A 23209-nucleotide genomic window follows, 5' to 3' on the forward strand; every position below is an offset into this window, starting at 1 on the left:
GCGTCGGACGCGACGCGGCCTTATGGCCCCTTTGATTGCATCATTCAGAAGGCGGCGGGAAAATGGGGCCTTCCGGCCTGGAAAAACATCCTCGGCGCCTCAGCGTGAATCGCTTTTTTCCTCTGCGGTCTCTGCGCGAAATCTTCTTGCACCCGCGCCGCATCGCGCGCAGTCTTGACGTTAACGTCAAGCATAGGCGTCGAACGGGAGAGCGATATGGCGAAACGGGTCTTTTCGGCCGCGCTGCTGGGCTGTGCGGTTCTGGCACTGGCGGCATGCAACGCATCGAAGGATGAAGCCGTCGCGGCCGGATCGCTCGACGATGCCGAGAAGGCGAGCGAGACCTTGCTCAAGACCGGCGGCAATGGCGACGATTGGGGCGCGATCGGCTACAGTTACGACGAGCAGCGCTTCAGCCCGCTTACCGATATCAACGACCGGAATGTCGGCGAGCTCGGCATCGCCTGGTTCGCCGACCTGGAGGATGCGCGCGGGCAGGAGGCGACGCCGGTGGTCGTCGACGGCGTGATGTATGTGACGCACGCCTGGTCGAAGGTCAGCGCGTGGGACGCCGCGACCGGCAGGCCCCTGTGGAAGTTCGATCCCCAGGTTCCGGGCGAGCGCGCCGTCCACGCCTGCTGCGATGTCGTCAACCGCGGCGTCGCCGTGTGGGGCGACAAGCTCTTTGTCGGCGCGCTCGACGGGCGGCTGATCGCGCTCGATAAAAAAACGGGCAAGGAGCTGTGGTCGACCCAGACCTTCGACGCGTCAAAGCCCTATACGATCACCGGCGCCCCGCGCGTCGTGAAGGACATGGTGCTGATCGGCAACGGCGGCGCCGAATTCGGGGTGCGCGGTTATGTCACCGCTTACGATGCCGACACGGGCAAGCTGCGCTGGCGCTTCTACACCGCGCCGAACCCGAACAAGGAAAGGGACGGCGCGGCGTCGGACGACATCTTCGCGTCGAAGGGCAACGCCACCTGGTCCGACACGGGCGAGTGGCAGACGTCGGGCGGCGGCGGCACCGTGTGGGACGCGATCGTCTATGACAAGGATCTCGACCAGATCTATCTCGGCGTCGGCAACGGCAATCCGTGGAATCATGGCACGCGCTCGAACGGCGTGGGCGATAACTGGTTCCTGTCGTCCATCGTCGCGCTCGATGCGACGACGGGCGCCTATAAATGGCATTATCAGGAAACCCCGGCGGAAACGTGGGACTATACCGCGACGCAGCCGATCATCCTCGCCGAGCAGGCGGTGGACGGCCGGCCGACCAAGGTGCTGTATCATGCGCCCAAGAACGGCTTTTTCTTCACGATCGATCGCGCGACCGGCAAGCTGATCGACGCCAAGCCCTTCGTCGACGGGATCAACTGGGCGAGCGGCTATGACCTGGCCACCGGGCGCCCGATCGAAAATCCCCAGGCGCGCTTCTACAAGACCGGCAAGCCCTTTATCGCGATCCCCGGCGCATTGGGCGCGCACAACTGGCACCCGATGAGCTATAATCCCGCGACGGGGCTCGTCTATATCCCGGCGCAGCAGATTCCGCAGGCCTATCTCGCCGACATGAACGCGCTCGACCGGCGCAAGCTGTTGGGGTTCAATGTCGGCACCTCGCTCACCGGCACCATGATGCCCGACGACAAGGCGGCGTATCGCGCCGCGGTGGCGGCGACCACGGGCCGCCTCGTCGCCTTCGATCCGCGCACCGGCAAGGTCGCGTGGGGGGTCGACCATCCCGCGGCGTGGAACGGCGGCACGATGACGACCGCAGGCAACCTCGTGTTCCAGGGCACGAGCACCGGCCGCTTCCGCGCCTATGCCGCCGATACGGGCAAGCAATTGCTCGACCTCGACATGCAGTCGGGGATCGTCAGCGCGCCCTCGACCTTCCGCGTCGGCGGCGTGCAATATGTCGCCTTCCAGACGAGCAAGGGCGGCGCCTTTCCGCTCGTCGCCGGGGTGGCGGGCGGCGTGACGCGCAAACTGCCCAACATCCCGCGCCTCGTCGTGCTGAAGCTTGGCGGCACGGCGCAGCTGCCCGCGCTGCCGAAAACGACGACGCTCGCGTGGAACCCGCCGCCGCCGTTCGGCACCGCGGCGCAGGTGGCCACGGGCAAGGCGCTGTTTGGGCGCTATTGCATCGTCTGCCACGGCGACAGCGCGATCGGCAACGGCTTCACCCCTGACCTGCGCATCTCGGGCACGCTGGCCAACGCCGACGCGTGGAAGGCCGTGATCATCGACGGCGCGCTCAAGGACCGCGGCATGGTCAGTTTCGCCAAGGTGCTCGCTCCCGCCGATGCCGAGTCGATCCGTGCCTATGTCATCGAACGGTCCAACTGGACCAAGGCCAATCTGCCCGATGCTTCCCAGCCGGTGGGACGATGAGCGCCAGCGCCTTGGCGCGGCGGAACACTGCCATGTCACGATGCCCTGACGGACGATGCCTGTGGCCGGACGTTCGGGGACAAGGTTCAACCGCAATTTGGGCAAAGGGTCCACGGTTGGTAGCGGAGGAGGGATTCACACGAAAAACATAAGATACTGATTTATAACAACGTTCTTGATCGTCGTGCCGATAATTCCGCTCAATCCACCCCCAATTTTACCCCTTCGCGACAGGCCGTGCCGAAATATCGACAGGCCGACATGCGCGATCCCTGCTACGCCCGAGAACGCGGCTGTTTACAGTGTGATCGCAGAAAGGACCGCAGACTATCGACAAACACCACGGTTGCACGGCCGACCTTGGCTGCCTCGATGTCGCCGGAAGCGATGAGCTGGTAGATCTTGGATTTGCTGAGCCCCGTCATCCGTACTGCGTCGGGAATGCGAACGCTTATCGGCCCAATCGGGGGCGCGTCGTCGCCATTCGTTGCAGGCTGCCGGGCCGACATCGGACTATTTCTTACGTGCCCGGCTGAACGAGCGGTCGCTCGCCAGGAAGCCGCTAAGCATGAATGGAATGAGGTCCGGTACGGACTCGCGTCGGCCGTAGGCCGCCTCATAGGCCTCGGCGTAGTCGTTCAGCGCTTCGATGAGATCCGGCATGACGTTGATCGTGATCTTAGCCGGCGTCCGATCGGGCAGCCTTGGCAGCTTCAAATCAGCCATGACGGCCTCCCCAGGGTCCGGGCAATATGATGTCTTTGTGCACGACCACCCGTAGCGGCCAGCCGGGACGCACGCGCAAGGTCGGCTGGATATTGAGATTGCGCGTGACGAGCTGATCGCCGGCGCGCGCGCCGCTCTGCTGCGCTGACTCGCGGATCGCCCGGACAAGGTCGCTTTCGGTGCTGCCAAAGCTCAATTCAGTGCCGACGCCCAGCAGTGTCGACAGGGCGACGCCCTTCAGAAGTTGCCAAGTATGCCGGTCGATCCGGTCGGACAGACCCGCATAGCCCTGCGTATCGGTCGCCGGCACATTGTCGATACGAATCGACGAGCCGTCGGGCAGGATAATCCGCTGCCAGACGACCAGCGCACGGCTCTGCCCAAACGCTACAACGCTGTCGTAGCTGCCGATCAGCCGCGATCCTTGCGGAATGAGCAGACCGCGCCCGGTCACACTGTCATAGACGTTCTCCGTGATCTGCGCGGTGACGAGCCCGGGAAGATCCGAGTTGAGCCCGGTTATGAGGCTCGCGGCAATGATGCTGCCGGCCTGCAAGGTCCAAGGCGATACGGACTGCGCCAGCGCGTGCGGATTGATGTCGTCGTCGCGATTGGCGTGGCCGACCAATTCGTTCTTGCGCCCCTGGGCGTTAGGATCTCGGTCAGGGTCGAGGAGCGGCTTGGCAGTCTCGGCCGATGCTGGCGGAACACTTGCATCGGTAGTCACCGGTGCAGGGGCGGCGGCGCGACCGCCGCCCGCCAATTGCAGCATGACGCCAGACTCGCGTGCGGCCTTCTGCTCAGCGGCGATGCGCTGGCGCTCGGCTTCGGCTTCCTGCGCGGCCCGGCTCACCGCATCGGCAGCGGGGTCAGGGGGAACCATCCCGCCAAGCTGCCGCTGGCGCTCGAGGATCGGCCGCCCGAGATCACCGGGAAGCGGTAGCCCGAGCTTCGGCACGTCGCCATAGCTCGTCGGCGCGCCCGCGAGCGCATCAGGCGGCGCCTTCGCGCCAACCAGCTTTTCATCGCTTCGTGCGATCAGGCTCAGGGTCGCGGGCTTGAGCGCCAGCCAGGCGACGCCGATGATCGCGGTCGAGCCGGCGGCAGCGATGGCGACGATCGCACCGCGGCGAAAACGGGTGACGCGGCCCGGCGCCGCGCGCAGAACGAGCGTTTCGGGGTCGGCTTTGGGCGCCGCGATCGGCGCGGAAGAAGCGGTTGGATCGGTCACGCGCCCCTCCCGGCCTTGCGCTGCCGGCTCTTCGGCTGGGCGGCGGTGATACGGACAATCTGCTGTTTCTTGCCGCCAAGGCGCAGCTCGGCGACACCGAACAGGCGGTCGACCACATAATAGCGGCCGGCGACGCGATAGTTGACGAGCTGGGCCTCGCCATCCTCGCCAATCACGAACAGCGGGGGCGCCTCACCCACGGCGATCGCAGGCGAGAACTCGATGTAGGTCTGCCGCCCATCGTCGAACGCGCGCAGCGGCCGCCAGGCCGGCTTGTCGCCCGAGATCGCATAGTTGAAGTTGAGGCTTTCGACCGAGAGGCCCGACGCGATCGGCGTCGCCGCCACGGCTGCATCGCGCTGACGCCGGAGCGCGATCAGCTCGTCATGTGGATAGGTCCAGGAGATCGCCGCCATCGCGGTCGCGGGCGTGCTTTCGAGCTGGAGATGGTAGGTCCGGCGATCGGTAGCAATGACAAGGTTTGTGCGTAGGCCCGCCGAAAACGGCTTGACGAGGATGTGCACGCGCTTGCTTTCGCCGATGCCGCTGGTGGTATCGCCGACAGTCCAGCGCACGGTGTCGCCGGCGGCGACGGACACAATCGTTTCGCCCGGCTGCAAGGCAATGTCGGTGATGCGCTCGGGCGCGGCATAGAGCCGGTAGAGCACGCCTTCCGCCCAGGGATAGACCTGGACGGCATATATATATCCCGCGCTCGACGGCTCGCGCAGTGCCGCCCGGTTGGCGGCAGTGACGCGCGCGGTGGGTGACGCGGGTTCGCGGCTCTGCGCAGCGACGCCCATGGCAAGCGCCATCGCGCTCGCCGCCAGGATGAGGGCACGGATCATTGGTCGGTCCTTTCGGGGGATGGTGCGGCTGCGGGTTGAGCAAGGGTCGGATCGAGCGGCGAGCCCAGCGGAATGTCGGCGGGCGGCGCGACCGGGAGTGATTGTGCGGGATCGGGCACGGCCGATGGTTGCGGCGAAGGCGGCCGGTCCTGGGGCGTTTCCAGTTCGCGGCTCCAGTCGATCGCGTCAACATAGAGACCGAGCGGGTTTTTTCGGAGCACATCGGCCAAGCGCGGCGGCTTGATCTTCACCGTGAGCATCGCCGTCCAGCGTGACGTGCTGGCGAGGCTTCCCCGCTCATATTGCTGCTCGGTCCATTTGACCTGGAAGCTCGTATCCGACGCGCGGACGACGCTCGTCACCTGCACCGAAACCGTCTTGCGCCCGACATCGGCGAACGGATTGGAGGTGCGGGCATATTCGCCGAGGAACAGTGACGCACGTTCGGTCGCGAAATCATAGGCTGATAGCCAGTTTTCACGCATCAATACCGGATCGAGCGAGCGCGCTCGAACGCCGGTGATGAACCGGCCGAGGAACCATGCGATCTGCGGATCGGTCGGCCGATAGTCCTTGGCGGCAGGCGCGACGGCCTGTGCTTGCCCGAGCGCATCGACCTCGACCACATAGGGCACGACGCGGCTTTGCATCGATTGCCAGACCAGCGCGCCCGACAGACCAGTGGTCAGGAACAGGCCGCCGAAGGCCATCAGCCGCCAGTTCTTCGCCTGTGCGCGAGCCGAGCCGATACGCTCATCCCAAAGCTGGCCCGCTCGTTGGTAGGGTGTCTCGGGTTCGGGCGTTCGCCCATAGCGCTGCAATGCGCGTCGAAATTTCATCGCTCAGTCCCTTTCCTTGATGTCTGGAGTGGCGCCAGCGCCGCCGCGGTCGCCGCCCTGGATTGCGTGGATCGCCATCTGGCGGCGGTGGCGAGCATTCTGGCTGGCATGAAGCTTCTGCGCCCAGGCGGGTGTTCCTTCAGCTGCGCCTGTCGGCGCGGCTGCGGGGGCGGCGCCGCCGGCACGGGTGCTTCCTGCTTCCCATGCGGCGCGCTGCCCACGATCGGCGGCAGCGCTAACGCCGAGACCGCCGCTCATCCGGTTGGCAGCCGCGCCGCGCATGGCGGTCGCAACGCCGCCGAGGCCCGCGCCGACGCTGGTCGAGCCCGAGGTTTCCTGCCCGAGCTTGTAGGCAGTGGATGCGGCAGACCCCATCGATGTACCGGCGCGGATCGCGCCGAGACCGGCCCCCGCGAGACCGCGTGCCGCGCCGACGGCGCCAGCGCCTGCCATCGCAAGACCTCCGCCGGCAAGCACGGTAGTGGCGATCACCGATCCGGCGCCGAGCTGCGGCGCGCCGGCGACGAGGCCGGATGCGATTCCCGGGCCGAAGATGGAGAGGCCAAAGATCGCGAGGCTCGCGAGCATCAGCGACACGGCCTGTTCGATCGACACCTCGTCGCCGGTGATCGCACTGGTGAAGTCGGCGAAATAGTTAGAGCCGATGCCGACGATGACCGCGAGCACCATGACCTTGATGCCCGAACTGACGACGTTCCCGAGCACCCGTTCGGCGAGGAACGACGTGCGGTTCCACAGCGCAAAGGGCACGAGCACGAAGCCGGCGAGCGAAGTAAGCTTGAATTCGAGGATTGTGATGAAAAGCTGGATCGCGAGGATGAAAAAGGCGGCGATGACGACGACCCAGGCGATCACCAGCACGGCGATCTCGATGAAATTGTCGAAGAAGGCGATCGGGCCAACCAACTCCTTCGCCTGCTCGAGGAGCGGCCATGCTGCCTCGAAGCCGGTCCCGGCCAGCTTGCCGGGTCGCAATAAATCGTCAGCCGTAATCGCGCTGCCCCCTGCGGTGAGGCCGAGGCCGGCGAAGCTGCGAAAGATGATATCGGACAGTGTCGAGAAGCTGTTGAGGATCAGGGCGAAGACGCCGACATAGAGGATCTTCTTGAGGAACTTGGCGATGACGTCGTCTTCGCCGCCGAGCGCCCAGAACAGCCCGGCGAGCGTGATGTCGATGCCGATCAGGATCGTGGTCAGGAAACCGACGTCACCGCCCAACAGGCCGAACCCGCTGTCGATGTAGGAGGCGAAGGCCTCCATGAACTGATCGATGACATTCAGGTCATCCATATGGGCGGGTTCCTGCTTGAAGTTGAAAGGTGTCGCGGGGACCGGCGGCCATGAGAGGGGCAAGCCCTACGGCCCCCGCGACGAGACAGGTTCGGACCCGGGGGGAGCTGGGGGCGCGGTCCTCGCCTGCCTCAGCTCATTGGCGTGGCGTGTAAGCCTTGCCGTCGCCGAGGAAGCGGCGCGTCGACTCGCGTGCCTCGCGCGCGATCTGGCCCCGCTGCGCCTGCTCGACCGATTCCGCCCGGAACTGCGCCGCCATCATTTGCTGAAGCTGGAGCTGCTGCTTGGCGGTGAGCGCGAGAAGCTGGTTCGTGGCCTGCTGCGCCTGAAGCGAGCCTTCCGCGCCCTGGCTGCGCGCGACGATGTCGGCGAGCGCCTGCGTGTCGCTCCGTACGTTGTCGACGATGCGGTTCTGGACCCCCATCGTCTGGCGAAACGCGGACATCGCGGTATCGAGTTGATCGCGTGCGCGAGCCACACGCTGATCGCGGCGGAACACCTGATCGAACTCCTGCGGGTAGAGCTGGCGGAAGCGCTCGTCGAGCTGATCGATGCGGAAGTCGACGCCCTGCGCCTGGCCCATGAGCTGGTCGATCTGCTGGAGGCGCTGGCGAAGCTCCTGAAGTTGCGGGAAATCGATCCGGGACAGGTTCTTGCCCTGGTTGATCAGCATCTGCGCTTCGTTCTGGAGACTCTGGATCTGGTTGTTGATCTGGGCAAGCGTGCGCGCGGCGGTGAGCAGGTTTTGCGAATAGTTCGATGGATCGAACACACTGAGCTGGGCCGCGACGGGCGTCGAGGTCAACGCGATGCCGATACCGAGCGAGCCGACGGCGCCGAGCGCGAGAGCGGAGAGGCATGCATATTTGCGGATAGGGATACGGGGCACGGGAAATTACTCCTTGTCTTCTGGGGGGCGGGCGGCAGGGTGACGCCCAAGCAGGTCGGCCGCCCAATCGAGGCCGGCTTGGGAGAGAAAGGTCGCGGCGAAGTCGGCCTGGCCCTTTTCGGCCAGCACCGCGTCTATGCGCTTCTGGCTGTCGGGATCGGACGCGCCGCACAACGCCAGCGCGATCGGGCCTAGCCCAAGCTCGAACAGCCGGTTGCCGCGCGCTGATTGCAGATAATATTGCCGCTTGGGCGTCGCGCGGCTGACCAGTTCGATCTGGCGCGCGTTGAGACCGAAGCGGGCGTAGACCGTCTGGCCCTGCGGCTCGATCGCCCGATCATTGGGCAGCAAGATGCGCTGCGGACAGCTTTCGATGATGGCCGGCGCGATCGTGCTGTCGGCGATATCGGCTAGGCTCTGTGTCGCGAACACGACGCTGACGTTCTTCTTGCGCAGCACCTTCAGCCACTCACGGATGCGCGCGGCGAACAGCGGGTGGTCGAGGAACACCCAGGCTTCATCCAGTACGAGAAGCGTCGGCCGCCCGGTGAAGCGCTCCTCGAGACGATGGAACAGGTAGGTCAGCACGGGCGCAACGACGCCCGCCTGCCCCATCAGCGCTTCAGTCTCGAAGCACTGCACGTCGGCGATCGCTAGATCGTCTTCGGCGGCGTCGAGCAGGCGGCCGAACGATCCTTCGAGCGTATAGGGCGCGAGCGCCGATCGCAGCGGTGCCGATTGCAGCAGCAGCGACAGGCCGGTGAGCGTGCGTTCCTCGATCGGGGCGGTCGCGAGATTGGTGAGCGCCGACCAGACGGCCTCCTTGATCTCGGGTGTGAGCAGTACTTTCTCATGGGCGAGCAGCGCGCCGATCCATTCGGTCGCCCAGGCGCGTGCGTTGGAGCGATCGATGTGGCGCAGCGGCTGGAAGGCGATCGTTCGCCCGCCCACGTCATCGGCATGACCGCTCTCGCCGCCAAGCCCGAGCGCGTGATGCGCGCCGCCCATCGCCAGCACGGCCGCGCGCGCCGAAAATCCCTTGTCGAAGACATAGACCTGGGAGTCTGGATATCGCCGGAACTGAAGCGCGAGCATTGCGAGCAGCACCGACTTTCCGGCCCCGGTGGGTCCGACGATCAGCATATGACCGACGTCGCCGACATGCGTGCTGAGACGGAACGGCGTCGAGCCGCTGGTTTCCGCATAAAGCAGCGGCGGACCGTCGAGGTGCGGATTACGCGCCGGTCCTGCCCATACCGAGGACAGCGGCATGAGATGCGCGAGATTCAGGGTGTGGACGATCGGTTGCCGGACGTTCGCATAGACATGGCCCGGCAGGCTCGACAGCCACGCCTCGACCACATTCATGCCCTCGCGGATGCAGGTGAAGCCGAACCCGTTGACGATGCGCTCGACCGCGCGGACCTTTTCCTCGACGCGGGCGCGGTCGATATCGGCAACGGTGATCGTCGTCGTCAGATAGCCGAACGCGACATGATCGCCGCCGAGCGCCTGCAAGGCGAGGTCGGCATCGACCACCTTGTTGTCGGCATCGCTGTCGAGAAGCTGGACCGGCTGGTTGTAGATGACTTCGCGCAGCAGCGCGGTGATCGACTTTCGCTTGTTGAACCACTGCCGCCGCAGGCGAGTGAGCGCTTTGGTTGCGTCGGTCTTGTCGAGCGCAATGAAGCGCGTCACCCAGCGATAGCCAAAATCCTCATGGTTGAGTCCGTCGAGGATGCCGGGACGGCTCGCGTTCGGAAATCCGAGGATGGTGAGCGTCCGCAGATGCTCGTCGCCGAGCATCGGTTCGAGCCCGCCGGTCAGCGGCGTGTCGGCGAGCAGCCCGTCCAGATAGATGGGCGTTTCGGGCACGGCGACGACATGGCGGCGCGCGGAGATCGCACCGTGGAGAAAGGTCAGCATTTCGCTGTCGCCGAGCGCGCGCACCTCGGGCATGAAGCCTCTGAACAGGTCAAGCGCACGATCCGTCTCGGCGATGAAGCCGGCAAGCGCTTGTCGCCAGTCGCGGCCCTTCGCGTCGTCGCTGCGCTCGATCAGCGCTCGGCCCGCCGTGTCCGCCTGATCGGGCGGAGGCAGGAGGGTGAGCGTCAGATAATAGCGGCTCTCGAAATGCGCGCCCGCGCTTTCGAACGCCGCGCGCCGTTCCTCATCGACCAGCCACGACGCCGCATCGGGAAAGCTGCTGTCGGGATAACCCAGCGCTTCGCGCCGCTCGGCCTCGAAATGGAGTGCCCAGCCCGAGCCGAAGCGCTTCAGGACATTGTTCGCCCGCGCGCAGGCGGCGACAAGCTCGGCTTCGGTGGCGGATTCTAGATCGGGGCCGCGGAACCTGAGGACGCGCAAAAAGCTGCCGTCCTTGTTGAGCACCACGCCGGGCGCGACAAGCGCCGCCCATGGAAGATGATCGGCGAGCCGGTCGGCCTTCTGACGGTATTCGCGCAGATTCAGCATGACAGATGCCCCTTCTGGCGAAGGTGGCGGACAAGGACCGGGGCGAAGTCGGGATCGCGCTTGGCGGCGAACACCGCGAGAGTGTGCCCGAACGCCCACATGGCCAGCCCGGCGATCCACTGCTGGAGACCGAGTCCGAGCGCGGCCGCGATCGTACCATTGACGATCGCGATCGCTCGCGGCGCCCCGCCAAGCAGGATCGGCTCGGCAAGCGCGCGGTGCATCGGCGCCTCGAACCCCTCGATATGGCTGGCGCCATAGGAATTTGGCGCGTTCACGAGATGAGCGCCCCGCCGCCGAAGCTGAAGAAGCTGAGGAAGAAGCTCGACGCCGCAAACGCGATCGACAGGCCGAAGATGATCTGGATGAGGCGCCGGAACCCGCCTGCCGTCTCGCCGAACGCGAGCGTCAAACCGGTGACGATGATGATGATCACCGCGACGATCTTGGCGACAGGACCCTGGACCGATTCGAGGACCTGCTGAAGCGGTTCCTCCCACGGCATGCCCGAGCCGGCGGCCTGCGCGGTGGCGGCGAGCGCAAGCCCGAGGCCGATGGCGGCGCCGGTGAGGAAGATGCTCCGACGATCGGGAATACGGGCAGGAATACGGGACAAGCGCATGGTCATTCTCCTTGGGGTTCGAGGGCGTGGTCGGGAGTAAGGTCGAGGACGGCGTAGCCGCCGTCGGGATCGAGGCCGGCGACGCGCGCGATCGTGTCGACGCGGCGCGCGAGGCCGCGCCCGGCGATGAACACGATCATGTCGATGGCGTCGGCGATCAGCCGGCGCGGAACGGTGACGACGCTTTCCTGCACGAGCTGCTCGAGCCGGTAGAGCGCCGACACTGCCGAATTGGCGTGGACGGTTGCGATGCCGCCCGGATGCCCGGTGTTCCAGGCTTTGAGCATGTCGAGCGCTTCGCGCCCGCGCACCTCGCCAACGACGATGCGATCGGGGCGGAGCCGCAATGTCGAGCGGACAAGATCAGCCATCGTGACGCCGCCGGCTCCGGCAGTGCCAATCGTACGCGTGCGCAGCCCCACCACGTCGGGCGCGGCGCATTGCAACTCACGCGTGTCTTCAATGATGATGACGCGTTCGTCGAGGTGCGCCATCTCGGCGAGCAGCGCGTTGGCAAGCGTCGTCTTGCCCGAACTGGTGCCACCCGCGACCAGGATGTTCTTGCGCTCGACCACGGCCATCGACAGCAGTCGCGCCGTGTCGGCGGGCATGATGCCGTCCCGCACATAGTCGAGCAAAGTGTAGATGCGCGCCGCGGGCTTGCGGATCGAGAAGCACGGCGCGAGGCTGACCGGCGGCAGGATACCCTCGAACCGCTCGCCCGCGCCTTCGCCGTGCGGTGGCAGCTCGGCTGACACGATCGGCGCATTGCCATGAACCTCTGTCCGTGCGTGGCTGGCAACCAGGCGGATGATCCGCTCGACCTGCGCGGGCTCATATTTGGTGCCGGTATCGATCCGGCCTTCGCCGAGTCGATCAAGGCGCAACACGCCGTCCGGGTTCACCATGATCTCGATGACCACCGGATCGGCCAGCGCTGCGGCGATGGTCGGCCCCATCGCGGTGCGCAGCATCGCGCGCCGACGCCCTGCGGAATTATCGGAGCCGAAAAGCGTGTCGCTCATCGCCCACCTCCATTGTCTTTCGCGGAGGCAGCAAGCGTGCGCTGGCCGCTGGCGAGCGCTTCGCCGACGCGGGCAATGAACGCCTCGAAGCGGTCTCGGCCGATCGCACGCGCCGCTTCGTCGGCTTCGGCCAAAGGGGCCTGCACCATCAGTTCATAGCGGATGAACAGCGCCAGGCTCTCGAGCAGCACATGCCCGTCACGCTCGACACGCCCCAGCGCGAGCGACATGCGATCGAGCCGCTGGCTGAACTTGTTCTCCAGCTCGCTCGCCGCCTGCCGGTTGAGCCAGGCGGTGAGCGCGTCGGTGAGGATCGCCGATTTGGACGCGCCGGGCTGGCTCGCCAGCGCCTCGAAGCGGTGGCTCAGATCTTCGGGCAGGAAGAGCTGGTAGCGGACGCGGTTGGGTTTGATCGCGGCCATTGTCAGAAGTCCGGCAGCATGTCGGCGCTGCGACCCTGATTGATCGCGTGAGCGCGGATCAGCGTGCCGGTGGCGCCGGCCCGGTCCATCGCGTGCTTGTCGGCGATCGTGTCGGTGTCGTCGCTGTCCAGGCCGAGCAGGTCGAGCTGCTTTGGCGGCTCGGGTTTTTTGGCGGGTTCTTCGCCGAGGCCGGGGTGGCGCTGCTGTTGCAAGCCGCCGTCCTCATCCGCCTTCGCATCGTCATCGGGCTTGCCGAGCCGGGTATCGGGCGCGCGGACCAGTCCGCTCCAGTCGTTGGGGCGTGCCTGCGGCCGGTCGGGATAGTCTCCGGGCGCGGGCTGCGGCGGCGGCGCGATCCGCTCGCGGAAATTGCGGTCCTCGTAATAGCGCAGCTTCCTCGCGCGGATCGGGGCCATGCCGGAGACAAGGACAAGCTCATCCTTGGGCGGGAGCTGCATCACCTCGCCGGTGGTCAGGAGTGGCCGGGCGGTCTCCTGCCGGCTGACCATGACGTGCGCCAGCCAGGGCGCGAGCCGGTGGCCGGCATAGTTGCGCATCGCGCGCTGTTCGGTGGCGATGCCGAGCGCGTCCGAAATCCGCCGCGCCGTGCGCTCGTCGTTGGTCGCAAACGCGACGCGGACATGGCAGTTGTCGAGGATCGAGTTGTGCTCGCCATAAGCCTTCTCGATCTGGTTCAAGGACTGCGCGATCAGGAAGGCGCGCACTCCATAGCCCGCGAGAAAGGCAAGACTGGTCTCGAAGAAGTCGAGCCGCCCCAATGCCGGGAACTCGTCGAGCATCATCAGGAGCTTGTGCTTGCCCGCCCTGGCGGGATCGGCATCGAGCTTTTCGGTGAGGCGGCGGCCGATCTGGTTGAGCACCAACCGCACCAGCGGCTTGGTGCGGCTGATGTCCGATGGCGGGATGACAAGGTAGAGCGAGACCGGATGGCCGGCCTCGACGAGATCGGCGATCCGCCAGTCGCAGCGCGATGTCACCGCGGCGACGGTCGGGTCGCGATAGAGCCCGAGAAACGACATTGCGGTGGAGAGGACGCCGCTGCGCTCGTTCTCGCTCTTGTTGAGCACCTCGCGCGCCGCCGAGGCGACGACGGGATGGATCTGCGGCGCATCCTTCGTGCCGAGATGATTGGTGGTCATCATCCGCCGGAGCGTGGCGGTGAACGGCCGCTGCGGGTCCGACAGGAATGTGGCTACCCGTGCGAGCGTCTTTTCTTCCTCCGCATAAAGGACGTGGAGGATCGCGCCGACCAGGAGCGAATGGGAGGTTTTCTCCCAGTGGTTGCGCCGTTCGAGCGCGCCTTCGGGATCGACCAGGATGTCGGCGATGTTCTGGACGTCGCGGACCTCATGCTCGCCGCGCCGGACCTCCAGCAGCGGGTTGTATTTGGCGGAAGCGGGATCGGTCGGATTGAACAGCAGGACGTGGGAGAAGCGCGCGCGCCAGCCGGCGGTGAGCTGCCAGTTCTCGCCCTTGATGTCGTGAACCACGGCGCTGCCGGTCCAGCCAAGCAGTGTCGGTATGACCAGCCCGACGCCCTTGCCCGAACGGGTTGGCGCGAACGCCATGATATGTTCGGGGCCGTCATGCCGGAGATAGCGGCCGCGCGAGCGGCCCAGGAATACGCCGGCATCACCGTAAAGGCCGGCCCGCTCGATCTCGTTCGGCCTGGCCCAGCGCGCCGAACCATAGGTGGTGACGTGACGCGACTGCCGCGCGCGCCAGAGCGAGCCTGCGATCGCCGCGCCGCAGCCGATGAAACCGCTCGCGCCGGCGAGCGCGCCGGCCTTGTCGAAAACATGCGGCGCATAGGCATCGTAGTGATACCACCAGGGGAAGAGCGCCCAGGGACGATAGACCGGCGTGCTTCCAGCCATGAACCAGGCCGGACCAAGTTCGGGCTGGTAGGCGAGCATCGCCGCCGCCCATTGGGTCGCCGCCCAGAGGCCCGCGATCACGATTGCGAACACGACAAGGATCTGGCCGATGAGCAATTTGGTCGGGGTCACGTTGAAGCTCCCGCCCATACCGCCGGATGCGGTCGGGGCGCGGCTTCAAGACTCGGCTATGGGCCGCCCGAAATGAACGGAGCCGCTGGGGGCTGGTGGGTGACCGAAGGAGATCACTCGTCGGCGACTGACTCAATATTCCAGCTCTGTTCTTTTGATCGAGCTATGACCCGAGTTGATGATTCTGCCCTGTCGTTGTCCCTCGAGGTGGCACTGACCACCACACCGCACCGCCGATGACCCGCTACACCCTGCAAAAATCCGAGCTGCAAATTCGGGCTTGCGTGTCGGATTATCAGACATTATATCGCATTTAATGTAGTGAAATCGTGCGAGGCATGCATGGCGACAATCGCTCCTCCGCAGCCCGCGGCAACCGCGTTTCCCAAAGCCGACGCCATTAGGGCGTTGGTCGACGAACTGCTGCAAGTGGCCAGGGCTGAGGCACAGGTGCGCGGAATTGCCCTGCCTCCGGAAAACCCGAAGATCATCCAGGCGCCCGTGCCACTCGACTCCTTGTCCGTGGTCGACACGCTTTGCGCGGTGGAGCAGGTCCTCGACATCGAGCTTCGCGACAGCATCGTCCGCACCGGCGGCTACAATTCGATCGAGAAGGCGATTGACGACCTCCTCCCTAAGATCGAACGCGTCTGGGTTAAGAAGAAAGGGTCGAAGCCATGACCAATCTCGCACTCCGCCAGGAAGGCGACGAGCAGGAGCGGCGGCGCTTGGGCGACCGTCTGCGCGAAGCACGGAAATATCTCGGCCTCAAGCAGGAAGAAGTTGCTGCCTATCTCAAGATTCCCCGGACCGCGCTTACCGATATCGAGAATGGCCAGCGCCGCGTTGAAGCGATCGAACTGACGCGGCTTGCCCGTCTTTACCGCCAGTCGGTGGCCTATTTTACCGGCGAAGACGAGGCCTCCGCGAGCCTTCCCGCCGATGTCGCCCATCTGGCGCGACGCGTTGCGGCCTTGTCGACTGAGGACCGGGCCGAGCTGAGCCGGTTTGCCGAATATCTCCGCTCGCGGTCTGGCGGCGAACGGAGCTGATCGATGGCGTCGGATTATGCGAGCGCGGTTCGCGCTGGTACGATGGCAGCGGGCCGCCTGCATCGCGAACTCGATACGCGCGCACTGATCGAGACCCAAGGCGGCAGCGTCGATGTCTTCGGCGCGATCCATGCCGTGGGTCTACCCTTGCTGCTTCGTCCTCTGAAAGGCCTGCTCGGCGCCTATCTCAGCGCACCTGCTCCTGGCGTTCTCGTCACGACGGAACGACCGATGAGCATCCAGCGCTTCACGGCCGCGCACGAACTCGGGCATTTTTCGATGCGACACGAGCCGAGCCTCGACGATGAGAGCATCCTGCGCCGGATGCCGATGTCGCCCGAACCGGGAAACAACTTCGAGGAAACCGAAGCCGACGCCTTTGCGATCGCCTTCATGATGCCGAAATGGCTGGTGCTCGCGCACAGCGCGCGACAAGGATGGCAGATCGATCATTTCCGGCGCCCCAATGTCGTCTATCAGCTCTCGCTGCGGATCGGCGCCAGCTATGAGGCGACGTGCCGCACCCTGGTTCGCTACAATCTGATTTCGCCATCGGTGATGACCGACCTGCTCCGGACGCAGCCGCGCAGCCTGAAGGTCGATCTCCTCAAGGACTATCGGCCCGACAACTATCGCGGCGACGTCTGGCTGCTGACCGAGCGCGATGCCGGCTCGCGGATCGATGGCAGTCGCAATGATCTTTTCGTGCTGCAGCTCGAAGAACATAGCGGCGGTGGGTATCTCTGGGATCTCGACCAACTGATCGCCAGCGGCTTCGCCGTCGTTCGCGACGAGCGTGAGGCAATCGACGGCGATGGCATCGGTGGTCCCGTTGTCCGCCGTGTCACCGCGGCGCCCGATGCGCCGCGGCGCGGCCGCATGTCGCTCGACGAGCGGCGGCCGTGGCAGCCTGCGCCGGCCCTCACCAGCCTGACGCTCGATTTCGACCTCACCGGCCCGGAACAGACGGGCCTGTCGCGCGCCGAACGGCGGCACCTGCTCGAGGCCGCCTGACGCCCCATGATCGATATCGTCCGTGACCTTCGGCCGCTGTTCGGGCCTGCGCGCGATCAAGGCGCGCGGCCGACATGCCTCGCATTCGCCGCGAGCGACACCCACGCCGGGCTTCGCGACGGCTGGGCACCGCTGTCGTGTGAATTCGCCTTTCATGCCGCGCAGAAACGGGCGGGCAGACCGCCGACGAGCGGCGCACTGCTATCCACAATGCTGGACGCGCTACGGCTCGATGGCCAACCCGACGAGAAAGGCTGGCCGTATCTGGCAGCGGTTCCAGCCGATCATCGACTGTGGACGCCGCCAGCGACCGTTGGCCCGCTCTATGGCCGCAACGGACAGAGGGATGGAACCGACCTGTCATCCATCCTTGCCGCGCTGGATCGTGACACGCCGGTGCTCATGCTGACGATGCTGTCACGGTCTTTCTTCCAGCCGCGCGGTGATGGCGTCGTCGATCCGGCGAACGACGAACTCCCCGAGCCAGCGCAACGGCACGCGGTCGTCGCGGTCGGGCATGGAACCGTGGACGGCACCCCGGCCATTCTCATCCGCAACAGCTGGGGACCAGGTTGGGGCTTGGAAGGCCACGCCTGGCTTACTGAGCGCTTTCTAGCGCCGCGCCTTTTCGCCACGGCAAATTTGACGGAGGAAGTCGATGTATCTTCCCATACCGCCGCAGCCTGACTGCGTTGCTGGCTGGCGCGAGGCGGTCCGGCTCGTCGACCTCGCCACCGGACACCAGGCGCAGAATGTCGTCATCTCCGTGGCCGAGCCGACTGCGCGCGCAACACTCGCCGATCCCGTCGTGGCGGAAGTCGATGCCTTCCTTTCGGGCCATGGCAAGAAGCCCATCGAGACGGTCGCCAACACGATTTTTCCGGCAGCGCTGTACAGGCGCTACGGCGCGCCGCAATTCTTCGACCGGTTTCGCGACAACGTGCTGCCGAAGGTCCGGAGGTCGGGCGCTTGGTCGGGCTATTATTTCGAACGGATGATGGAATTGCCCCGCGCCGACGGCCAGCCAATCAATCAAATCTGGGGCATCGTCGAGCGCCTGCGCAACCCGAACGTCCGAGCGCTCAACAAATTCGAACTGCTGATCTTCGACCCCGCCCGCGACGTGAATGACTCGCCCTACGGCGGTCAGTGCCTGAGCTTTGCCAGTCTCAAGCTGATCGGCAAGGGCGACGATCGTCGCCTCGGCATGACCGCGCTCTACCGCAATCACTACTATATCGAAAAACTGCTCGGCAATCTGATCGGCCTCGGCCGTCTGCTCGAATTCATCGCCAAGGAAGGCGGGGTCGCGCTGGGTCCGCTCACGATCGTCTCGACCAACGCCACGGTCGACACCGCCAACTGGAACCGCGGCGATCTTAAGCAACTCTTTGAGCGCTGCGATCAGGCGAGCGCACATCTCCGTGCTGCGGCGTGAGGCGCGCCCAACGGCAGTTCTAGCGGCTCATCGTTGTCATCCGCGACACCGTACAGGCTGAACATGCCCTCGATGAACTCGCGCTGCCCGCCGTAGCTCGGATGGCGGACCGCGGTGGTCGGAATGTCGAGACCGTCCAGCGCCAGGTGAGCGTCGCGCCCGATCGCGACGATCTGGCGGGGCCGGATCATTGACACGAGGGCTTGCAATATCGGCCAGGTCGCCTCGCGCTCGCTTCGCGTGTGGCATCGGTTCGACATCGGATCATCCGCTTCATGGGGATGGAACGGGAAAACGTTCCAGAGCATGACAGGCTGACCGATCCGCTCTAGCACACGCCAGACGATCGCCGCGGTGCGCTCCGCCACGGCGGGTCCCTGCGTCGCACGTTCGAATGCGATGCCGCCCATCAGCGTACCAGCATGTCCGAGGTGAATTTCGTCGGTCAGCGGTACGCCCGTACGCCGCCCCCCGCGATAGCCGAGATCACGCGCGATCCAGATCGTTTCGACGCGATGATCAAGCGCCGCGGTGAGCAGCATTTCGAGATTGTCGCGGCGCCGGGCGGCGGCGTCGCTGCGGTCATGGACCGTGCAGCGATCGCGCCAGGGATTGAACACTGAGGGAAGTTCGGTCGCCGCCAGGGTGGACACAAAGGATTTCGGGGTCATGACGGCAATTCCTTGATACGCAGGCGGCGATTGGCGAAGTCGATCAGGACGCGGCCGCGCCGATGCTCCTGAAGGAAGCGGAAAGCCGTATAGCCCTGGAGGATCGCTTCCTCCCAAAGCCACAGCGGACAGCGTTCTGATTCGTAGCCGGCGACGAACTGGCGGACATGCTTCAGCATGTCCAGCGGAAGGCCACCGCGCTTCACGTTTTCAAAGTACCGGAGTTGCTGCGCTTGTCCGAAAATCCAGGAAGTTATGCCCTCTTCGATGAGAATCGCCCGAGCACCGTCTTCGGCGTCGTCGAGTTTCGGATCGCTCTTGCGCTTGAGACGGAGCAGCGCACGCAGCACTGGCGACCAGCCAAGCACCGCGACATAAGCGTAGTGAAAGACATCGTGGAAACGATAGTCGTCGGGTTCGAGCGCGTTGTCGGTGAGCCGGTCGCCGACATACACACCGCTTGAGCGTTGATACACGAATGTCTGCCCGCGAACGGTGCGTTCATAGACGTCGATCGCCATCCGCCGCGGCAATTGCTCTTCTGGGTCGAGCGCCGCATCGGTCGGCGCCGGATAGATGCGCTCGCGCGGCCAGCGATCGAAGATCTTGTGAAGATTCTTCACGGCGGCAGCCTCGATGGTAACACCGGATTCGTTTGCCGCCTGGATCAACCGGCGCATGACCGCGACCAGCCGGCCCGCGAGTGCTTCGCGGTCCTTCGCAAGACCGCCCGCCTGGAAATCGTTGATGAGCAGCCCAACGTCGCCTGCCAGCGCGAGCAGGCTATGCTCGAACTGCGGCATCGGTGCCTTGGCAAGCGGAATGTGCTGCGGCTGCAGCGCATGGAAACTGAGCGTTTCGTTGCCGCCCGTCTGCCATTGTCCGCCGTTTGTCGCCGCGGCGGCGGCGATGTCGCTGAGCGCCATGCGGCTGCGCCGTGCGATCGCCGCCAGATACCAAAGGACGTCACCAAGCTCTTCCGCGACGGCGTGAGCGTAACCCAGGTAGGAGGCATCGTCGCGCTGCTTTTTCTTGGCCTCACTGAGTAGGCTGCCGACTTCGCCGAAAAGGCCAAGCATCGAGAAGCCCAGTGCGCGGCCACCGCTGCGTTGATCAGTCCGCGCGGCCTGCTTCGCATAATCCGCAACAGTGAGAGCTTCGAAATCCTCGCTCATCGCCTGCCCTTCCGGCGATCCGATATCGCGTCTGCGGGGACGCTCACGCCATAGGCTTCAAGTGCCCGCAGTACGATCATCCGGATCGGCTCGCGGGAATCGAGCGACCGTTGACCGAGATCGCGTTTCGTAACGGCAGGAATCTGGACCTGAAGATGCTCGTCGCCGACATCGGTTTGCGCTGCGATATTTTTCATGAATCCATGAAAACATAATTTCATGAAAATAGAAAGCCCGAATCCTCCGGATCAGGAGACGCTCGGCCCGCTGCGCTGCCGCCCGAGTGTCCAGTTGATCCCGCCGTCGCGCATGATGCCCGAGACCGATTTACCGACATGGCGATCGAGAACAGAGCGCCACGGCACCAGCGTGAAATCGCGCGACCGTTCGATGAGCGCATGGCGACCACTCGTCATCTCGACTGCGCGCACGAGCCTGCCTTGAACAGCCTCCCCCTCTCTGGCCTCGGCGAACGGAACGCCTAACTTGTCGGAGAGCTGGCGGGCGACACGCAGCAATTCTCGCCGCTGGAGCGCGGCGAGCATCCCTCGCCGATAGACCGTCTGCCCATCCTGTTCGTCTGCAAGCTGTTCGGTGATCAGCCATTGCCGTCGCATCGCCTGCGCTGAACGAACCTCGTGCCCGAACCCAGCATCGCGCACTGGCACCGGCGCTTCGGCGACCAGCTCGCGATCGAGCCAGGTCGCGGCATCGGTTCCCGGTAATTTGTCGAGCGGGATCGCCGACAGGGTTTCAATGGCAACGGGGTGGTCGCGGAACTGCGTGGCTTCGAACCTCTCGACCCTGGCGAGATGGTCCGGCGCGATGATCCAGCTTCCGTCGGGCTCGCGCTCGACGACGCCCGAGATTTTTCGCATCGCTTCAAGCCGCCGGACATGCGTTTCGGCGAAGCGTTCGCTGGCGGTCGGATCGTGCTTCAGATGGGCGTCGATCGAATAGCGCCCGCCGTTCGCCGCCGCGATCTCGTCGATCGTCCGATCGACGGCGCGAATGCCGCCCTCGCGTGGCGCGATCCGGACGATGGCATTTTCGGGGATCGTGTCGACCAGCTCGCCCTTGCCGATCTCGGCATAATGGGTGCGCCCGTCGATGCCGTCGACCAGCAGATAATGACGGTCTTCATGTTCGTCGGCGAGCCCGCGCATCACGACGCGGCCGATGATCGGCGTCGCCTCCTTCGCGACCGGGTCGTAGATGACGCGATCGACCGCAGCACGATCGAGCTTCCGCGCGGTCAGCTCGCGCTGCATGATGCGGATGATGTCGCCGCGCTCGCCGATCTGGCGCAGTGTGTTCGCAAGGTCGGGCTCAAGCCGCCAGGTGCCGTTGCCGACATGCGAGGCGAGTCCCATGCGCCCGAGTTTCTGCAAGCGACCGACGCGAAGCGATTGCTGGAAGGGATCGCCATCGCTCGCGCTGACCAGCCGCGCGGTATCCATGTCGCGGATCAGCCGTCTGTCGATCGCGGTCAGCCGCTCGGCACCCGTATCGCTGCGAAGCCGCTCTTCGATTTCAAGGTCGGTGCGCGGCCCCAGGTCGAGGTTGACGATCTCGATCGCCCGCTGCCGGCTCCCGTGCGAGATATACTCGCGCGCGATCAGCAGATTCTCACCCCGATCGTTTACGCCGCGCACCACGATATGCGTGTGCGGATGGCCGGTATTGAAATGGTCGACCGCCACCCAATCGAGCTTTGTCCCAAGATCCTGCTCCATCTGCGTCATCAGCCGGCGCACGAACGGCTTCAAGTCGGGATACTGGTCGGCGTCCTCGGCCGACACGATGAACCGGAACTGGCGGCGGTCGCCGTCACACCGTTCGAGGAACGCCTTGCCATCGGCGACGTCGCTGTCGGGCGAGTAGAGCGCACCAGCCTCGCCCTCACGGGTCACGCCGTCGCGCTGAATATAGCGAAGGTGCGCCTTCGCACCGCCCATGCCTTTCCCGCCAAGGCCGACAGGCCGTATCTTGACGATCACGCGGCGCGACCGGAACGCGCCCAATCGGTCGCGCGATCTGAGCACCCGCGCAACACTCGCGCCGCGCCCGATCCGGCTGCCGTCGAAACGGCCGCGCCTGCCCGTTTTCATGCCGGCCCGCTTTGCCGCTTTCACGACGCGGCTCAGGTAGCGCTGCTCCTTGCCCCGGCCGCGCATCCGGCCCAGCTGCGGTTCGAACTCATCATCGCGCATAGCGGCGTCCTTCCATGCCGGAATGACGCTCCCCGCCGATAAGAATGGCGCGTCCTCGCCAGAGCGCAAGGAGTCTCGCGATTGGGATCGGAAAAGCCCAGAAAACCGCCATTCCTGGTAACCCTGTCTCGCACTCAAAGGGCGAGTCTCGCAAAAGCCTTCAAAAAACGATGTGCAGACAAACACTTACAAAATCCCGAGATTTTGCCTCTATCTTGCCATCGAGCCCGACTGCCACCTGCCGCCCCAGACGCCCGCTTTGCCTTCCCGCCTTCCCGATCAAAAAAGGGGAGCGGCGCCATGCGGCACCACTCCCGCGAACCTGCCCCTTCAACAGCGCATCGCCTTATTGCCAGCCTGCCTGTTCGGCCTGACGCAGCGCCCGATTGCACCGCTTCAGCCTCTTCTCAGCGGCCCTTAATTCGGCTTCGATCTGCCGCCGTTCTCCCGCGTCATCGCACCATGAAAGCTCCGCGCGAAGCTCCTCGATCTGTTGTTCAACCGACATCTCATCCTCCTGATACAAGCGAAAGATGAGCCATCGCCCGGCGGGGAGCGGGCGGGGTCAACCACCGCGCAGCGGCCGCGAAGCGGGCGACGGGGGAGCCGATTTTCTCGTCGCCGGAGTGGAGCGAAGCGGAACGCAGGTGGCGTGAAAATTGGGGGAACCGTCGATGGTTGAGGCGGTCCGTTCGCCGCCGGATACTCGGTGCTTGCTGAGCGGATTTCTTCCTCTCTGCAGGCCCGCAAGCGCGTTCCGGTGCAGGAAAAGGCCCACGCCAAGCCCTCAAGGCATGAGGAAAGCCCCGCGCCGGGTGACCGGCGCGG

At 65.2% G+C, this 23209-nt stretch carries 24 protein-coding genes; 6 read left to right on the forward strand and 18 right to left on the reverse strand.

The window, feature by feature from the left end:
- Positions 1–216: 216 nt before the first annotated feature.
- Positions 217–2400: a PQQ-dependent dehydrogenase, methanol/ethanol family gene (locus HUW43_RS15450; protein ID WP_188238228.1), complete on the forward strand. Its 2184-nt coding sequence runs from the start codon at positions 217–219 to the stop codon at positions 2398–2400.
- 275 nt (positions 2401–2675) lie between these two features.
- Here the strand turns inward: HUW43_RS15450 and HUW43_RS15455 are convergent, their stop codons facing one another.
- From HUW43_RS15455 to HUW43_RS15515, 13 genes are all read right to left on the reverse strand, one after another.
- Positions 2676–2909 carry a helix-turn-helix domain-containing protein gene (locus HUW43_RS15455; protein ID WP_051035681.1) on the reverse strand — a complete coding sequence of 78 codons (234 nt, stop codon included), beginning with the start codon at positions 2907–2909 and terminating at the stop codon, positions 2676–2678.
- Positions 2910–2913: 4 nt separating this feature from the next.
- On the reverse strand, positions 2914–3126 hold the full coding sequence (locus HUW43_RS15460) for a DUF2274 domain-containing protein (RefSeq protein WP_017499928.1): 213 nt from the start codon (positions 3124–3126) through the stop codon (positions 2914–2916).
- A complete protein-coding gene (locus HUW43_RS15465) occupies positions 3119–4357 on the reverse strand; it encodes a TrbI/VirB10 family protein (RefSeq protein ID WP_017499929.1) in 1239 nt (412 codons plus the stop codon). Before HUW43_RS15465 ends, HUW43_RS15460 begins: the two co-directional genes overlap by 8 nt.
- A complete protein-coding gene (gene trbG / locus HUW43_RS15470) occupies positions 4354–5160 on the reverse strand; it encodes a P-type conjugative transfer protein TrbG (RefSeq protein ID WP_411157953.1) in 807 nt (268 codons plus the stop codon). Before trbG ends, HUW43_RS15465 begins: the two co-directional genes overlap by 4 nt.
- Positions 5161–5201: 41 nt before the next feature.
- On the reverse strand, positions 5202–6044 hold the full coding sequence (gene trbF / locus HUW43_RS15475) for a conjugal transfer protein TrbF (protein ID WP_188238229.1): 843 nt from the start codon (positions 6042–6044) through the stop codon (positions 5202–5204).
- Positions 6045–6047: 3 nt separating this feature from the next.
- Entirely contained in the window at positions 6048–7355 is a 1308-nt protein-coding gene (gene trbL / locus HUW43_RS15480; protein WP_188238230.1) for a P-type conjugative transfer protein TrbL, read from the reverse strand.
- A 136-nt stretch (positions 7356–7491) separates the two neighbouring features.
- On the reverse strand, positions 7492–8244 hold the full coding sequence (gene trbJ, locus HUW43_RS15485; RefSeq protein ID WP_017499932.1) for a P-type conjugative transfer protein TrbJ: 753 nt from the start codon (positions 8242–8244) through the stop codon (positions 7492–7494).
- A gap of 6 nt (positions 8245–8250) precedes the next feature.
- Positions 8251–10719, reverse strand: a complete 2469-nt coding sequence (gene trbE / locus HUW43_RS15490) for a conjugal transfer protein TrbE (RefSeq protein ID WP_188238231.1) — start codon at positions 10717–10719, stop codon at positions 8251–8253.
- Positions 10713–10943 carry a VirB3 family type IV secretion system protein gene (locus HUW43_RS15495; protein WP_051035683.1) on the reverse strand — a complete coding sequence of 77 codons (231 nt, stop codon included), beginning with the start codon at positions 10941–10943 and terminating at the stop codon, positions 10713–10715. Before HUW43_RS15495 ends, trbE begins: the two co-directional genes overlap by 7 nt.
- 50 nt (positions 10944–10993) lie before the next feature.
- Entirely contained in the window at positions 10994–11347 is a 354-nt protein-coding gene (locus HUW43_RS15500; protein ID WP_017499935.1) for a TrbC/VirB2 family protein, read from the reverse strand.
- Entirely contained in the window at positions 11344–12366 is a 1023-nt protein-coding gene (trbB, locus tag HUW43_RS15505) for a P-type conjugative transfer ATPase TrbB (protein WP_017499936.1), read from the reverse strand. Before trbB ends, HUW43_RS15500 begins: the two co-directional genes overlap by 4 nt.
- Positions 12363–12788, reverse strand: a complete 426-nt coding sequence (locus HUW43_RS15510) for a hypothetical protein (RefSeq protein WP_017499937.1) — start codon at positions 12786–12788, stop codon at positions 12363–12365. Before HUW43_RS15510 ends, trbB begins: the two co-directional genes overlap by 4 nt.
- A 2-nt stretch (positions 12789–12790) precedes the next feature.
- On the reverse strand, positions 12791–14818 hold the full coding sequence (locus HUW43_RS15515; protein WP_038292469.1) for a conjugal transfer protein TraG: 2028 nt from the start codon (positions 14816–14818) through the stop codon (positions 12791–12793).
- Between the two features lie 342 nt (positions 14819–15160).
- Here HUW43_RS15515 and HUW43_RS15520 point away from each other — a divergent pair, with 342 nt between their 5' ends.
- The 5 genes from HUW43_RS15520 to HUW43_RS15540 all read left to right on the forward strand — a co-directional run bounded on the left by HUW43_RS15520 (position 15161) and on the right by HUW43_RS15540 (position 18322).
- Positions 15161–15499 (forward strand): hypothetical protein, encoded by a 339-nt coding sequence (locus HUW43_RS15520; RefSeq protein ID WP_017499939.1) that lies wholly within the window; start codon positions 15161–15163, stop codon positions 15497–15499.
- Entirely contained in the window at positions 15496–15870 is a 375-nt protein-coding gene (locus HUW43_RS15525; RefSeq protein WP_017499940.1) for a helix-turn-helix domain-containing protein, read from the forward strand. Before HUW43_RS15520 ends, HUW43_RS15525 begins: the two co-directional genes overlap by 4 nt.
- A 3-nt stretch (positions 15871–15873) precedes the next feature.
- On the forward strand, positions 15874–16884 hold the full coding sequence (locus HUW43_RS15530) for an ImmA/IrrE family metallo-endopeptidase (RefSeq protein ID WP_017499941.1): 1011 nt from the start codon (positions 15874–15876) through the stop codon (positions 16882–16884).
- A 6-nt stretch (positions 16885–16890) separates the two neighbouring features.
- On the forward strand, positions 16891–17571 hold the full coding sequence (locus tag HUW43_RS15535; protein WP_188238232.1) for a C1 family peptidase: 681 nt from the start codon (positions 16891–16893) through the stop codon (positions 17569–17571).
- A 121-nt stretch (positions 17572–17692) separates the two neighbouring features.
- On the forward strand, positions 17693–18322 hold the full coding sequence (locus HUW43_RS15540) for a hypothetical protein (protein ID WP_293648087.1): 630 nt from the start codon (positions 17693–17695) through the stop codon (positions 18320–18322).
- Here HUW43_RS15540 and HUW43_RS15545 read toward each other — a convergent pair.
- From HUW43_RS15545 to HUW43_RS15565, 5 genes are all read right to left on the reverse strand, one after another.
- The gene (locus tag HUW43_RS15545; RefSeq protein ID WP_017499944.1) at positions 18289–18993 is read right to left on the reverse strand and encodes a uracil-DNA glycosylase; all 705 of its coding nucleotides are present in this window, start codon (positions 18991–18993) and stop codon (positions 18289–18291) included. The two genes, HUW43_RS15540 and HUW43_RS15545, sit on opposite strands and share 34 nt — an antisense overlap.
- A complete protein-coding gene (locus HUW43_RS15550) occupies positions 18990–20168 on the reverse strand; it encodes a nucleoside triphosphate pyrophosphohydrolase family protein (RefSeq protein WP_017499945.1) in 1179 nt (392 codons plus the stop codon). Before HUW43_RS15550 ends, HUW43_RS15545 begins: the two co-directional genes overlap by 4 nt.
- Positions 20165–20365 carry a hypothetical protein gene (locus tag HUW43_RS15555; RefSeq protein WP_017499946.1) on the reverse strand — a complete coding sequence of 67 codons (201 nt, stop codon included), beginning with the start codon at positions 20363–20365 and terminating at the stop codon, positions 20165–20167. Before HUW43_RS15555 ends, HUW43_RS15550 begins: the two co-directional genes overlap by 4 nt.
- A gap of 51 nt (positions 20366–20416) precedes the next feature.
- Positions 20417–22381, reverse strand: a complete 1965-nt coding sequence (gene rlxS / locus HUW43_RS15560; protein WP_188238233.1) for a relaxase/mobilization nuclease RlxS — start codon at positions 22379–22381, stop codon at positions 20417–20419.
- Positions 22382–22727: 346 nt separating this feature from the next.
- The gene (locus HUW43_RS15565) at positions 22728–22889 is read right to left on the reverse strand and encodes a hypothetical protein (RefSeq protein WP_168196079.1); all 162 of its coding nucleotides are present in this window, start codon (positions 22887–22889) and stop codon (positions 22728–22730) included.
- Positions 22890–23209 lie beyond the last annotated feature (320 nt).

The sequence above is a fragment of the Sphingopyxis sp. LK2115 genome, from assembly GCF_014595975.1.
In the GTDB taxonomy this organism is placed as follows: Bacteria; Pseudomonadota; Alphaproteobacteria; order Sphingomonadales; family Sphingomonadaceae; genus Sphingopyxis.

Coding starts and splice junctions, on each gene's coding strand:
- HUW43_RS15450 (WP_188238228.1), top strand. CDS start 217: ATGGCGAAACGGGTCTTTTCGGCCGCGCTGCTGGGCTGTGCGGTTCTG.
- HUW43_RS15455 (WP_051035681.1), bottom strand. CDS start 2,909: ATGTCGGCCCGGCAGCCTGCAACGAATGGCGACGACGCGCCCCCGATT.
- HUW43_RS15460 (WP_017499928.1), bottom strand. CDS start 3,126: ATGGCTGATTTGAAGCTGCCAAGGCTGCCCGATCGGACGCCGGCTAAG.
- trbG (WP_411157953.1), bottom strand. CDS start 5,160: ATGGGCGTCGCTGCGCAGAGCCGCGAACCCGCGTCACCCACCGCGCGC.
- trbF (WP_188238229.1), bottom strand. CDS start 6,044: ATGAAATTTCGACGCGCATTGCAGCGCTATGGGCGAACGCCCGAACCC.
- trbL (WP_188238230.1), bottom strand. CDS start 7,355: ATGGATGACCTGAATGTCATCGATCAGTTCATGGAGGCCTTCGCCTCC.
- trbE (WP_188238231.1), bottom strand. CDS start 10,719: ATGCTGAATCTGCGCGAATACCGTCAGAAGGCCGACCGGCTCGCCGAT.
- HUW43_RS15495 (WP_051035683.1), bottom strand. CDS start 10,943: ATGCACCGCGCGCTTGCCGAGCCGATCCTGCTTGGCGGGGCGCCGCGA.
- HUW43_RS15500 (WP_017499935.1), bottom strand. CDS start 11,347: ATGACCATGCGCTTGTCCCGTATTCCTGCCCGTATTCCCGATCGTCGG.
- trbB (WP_017499936.1), bottom strand. CDS start 12,366: ATGAGCGACACGCTTTTCGGCTCCGATAATTCCGCAGGGCGTCGGCGC.
- HUW43_RS15510 (WP_017499937.1), bottom strand. CDS start 12,788: ATGGCCGCGATCAAACCCAACCGCGTCCGCTACCAGCTCTTCCTGCCC.
- HUW43_RS15520 (WP_017499939.1), top strand. CDS start 15,161: ATGGCGACAATCGCTCCTCCGCAGCCCGCGGCAACCGCGTTTCCCAAA.
- HUW43_RS15525 (WP_017499940.1), top strand. CDS start 15,496: ATGACCAATCTCGCACTCCGCCAGGAAGGCGACGAGCAGGAGCGGCGG.
- HUW43_RS15530 (WP_017499941.1), top strand. CDS start 15,874: ATGGCGTCGGATTATGCGAGCGCGGTTCGCGCTGGTACGATGGCAGCG.
- HUW43_RS15535 (WP_188238232.1), top strand. CDS start 16,891: ATGATCGATATCGTCCGTGACCTTCGGCCGCTGTTCGGGCCTGCGCGC.
- HUW43_RS15545 (WP_017499944.1), bottom strand. CDS start 18,993: ATGACCCCGAAATCCTTTGTGTCCACCCTGGCGGCGACCGAACTTCCC.
- HUW43_RS15550 (WP_017499945.1), bottom strand. CDS start 20,168: ATGAGCGAGGATTTCGAAGCTCTCACTGTTGCGGATTATGCGAAGCAG.
- HUW43_RS15555 (WP_017499946.1), bottom strand. CDS start 20,365: ATGAAAAATATCGCAGCGCAAACCGATGTCGGCGACGAGCATCTTCAG.
- rlxS (WP_188238233.1), bottom strand. CDS start 22,381: ATGCGCGATGATGAGTTCGAACCGCAGCTGGGCCGGATGCGCGGCCGG.
- HUW43_RS15565 (WP_168196079.1), bottom strand. CDS start 22,889: ATGTCGGTTGAACAACAGATCGAGGAGCTTCGCGCGGAGCTTTCATGG.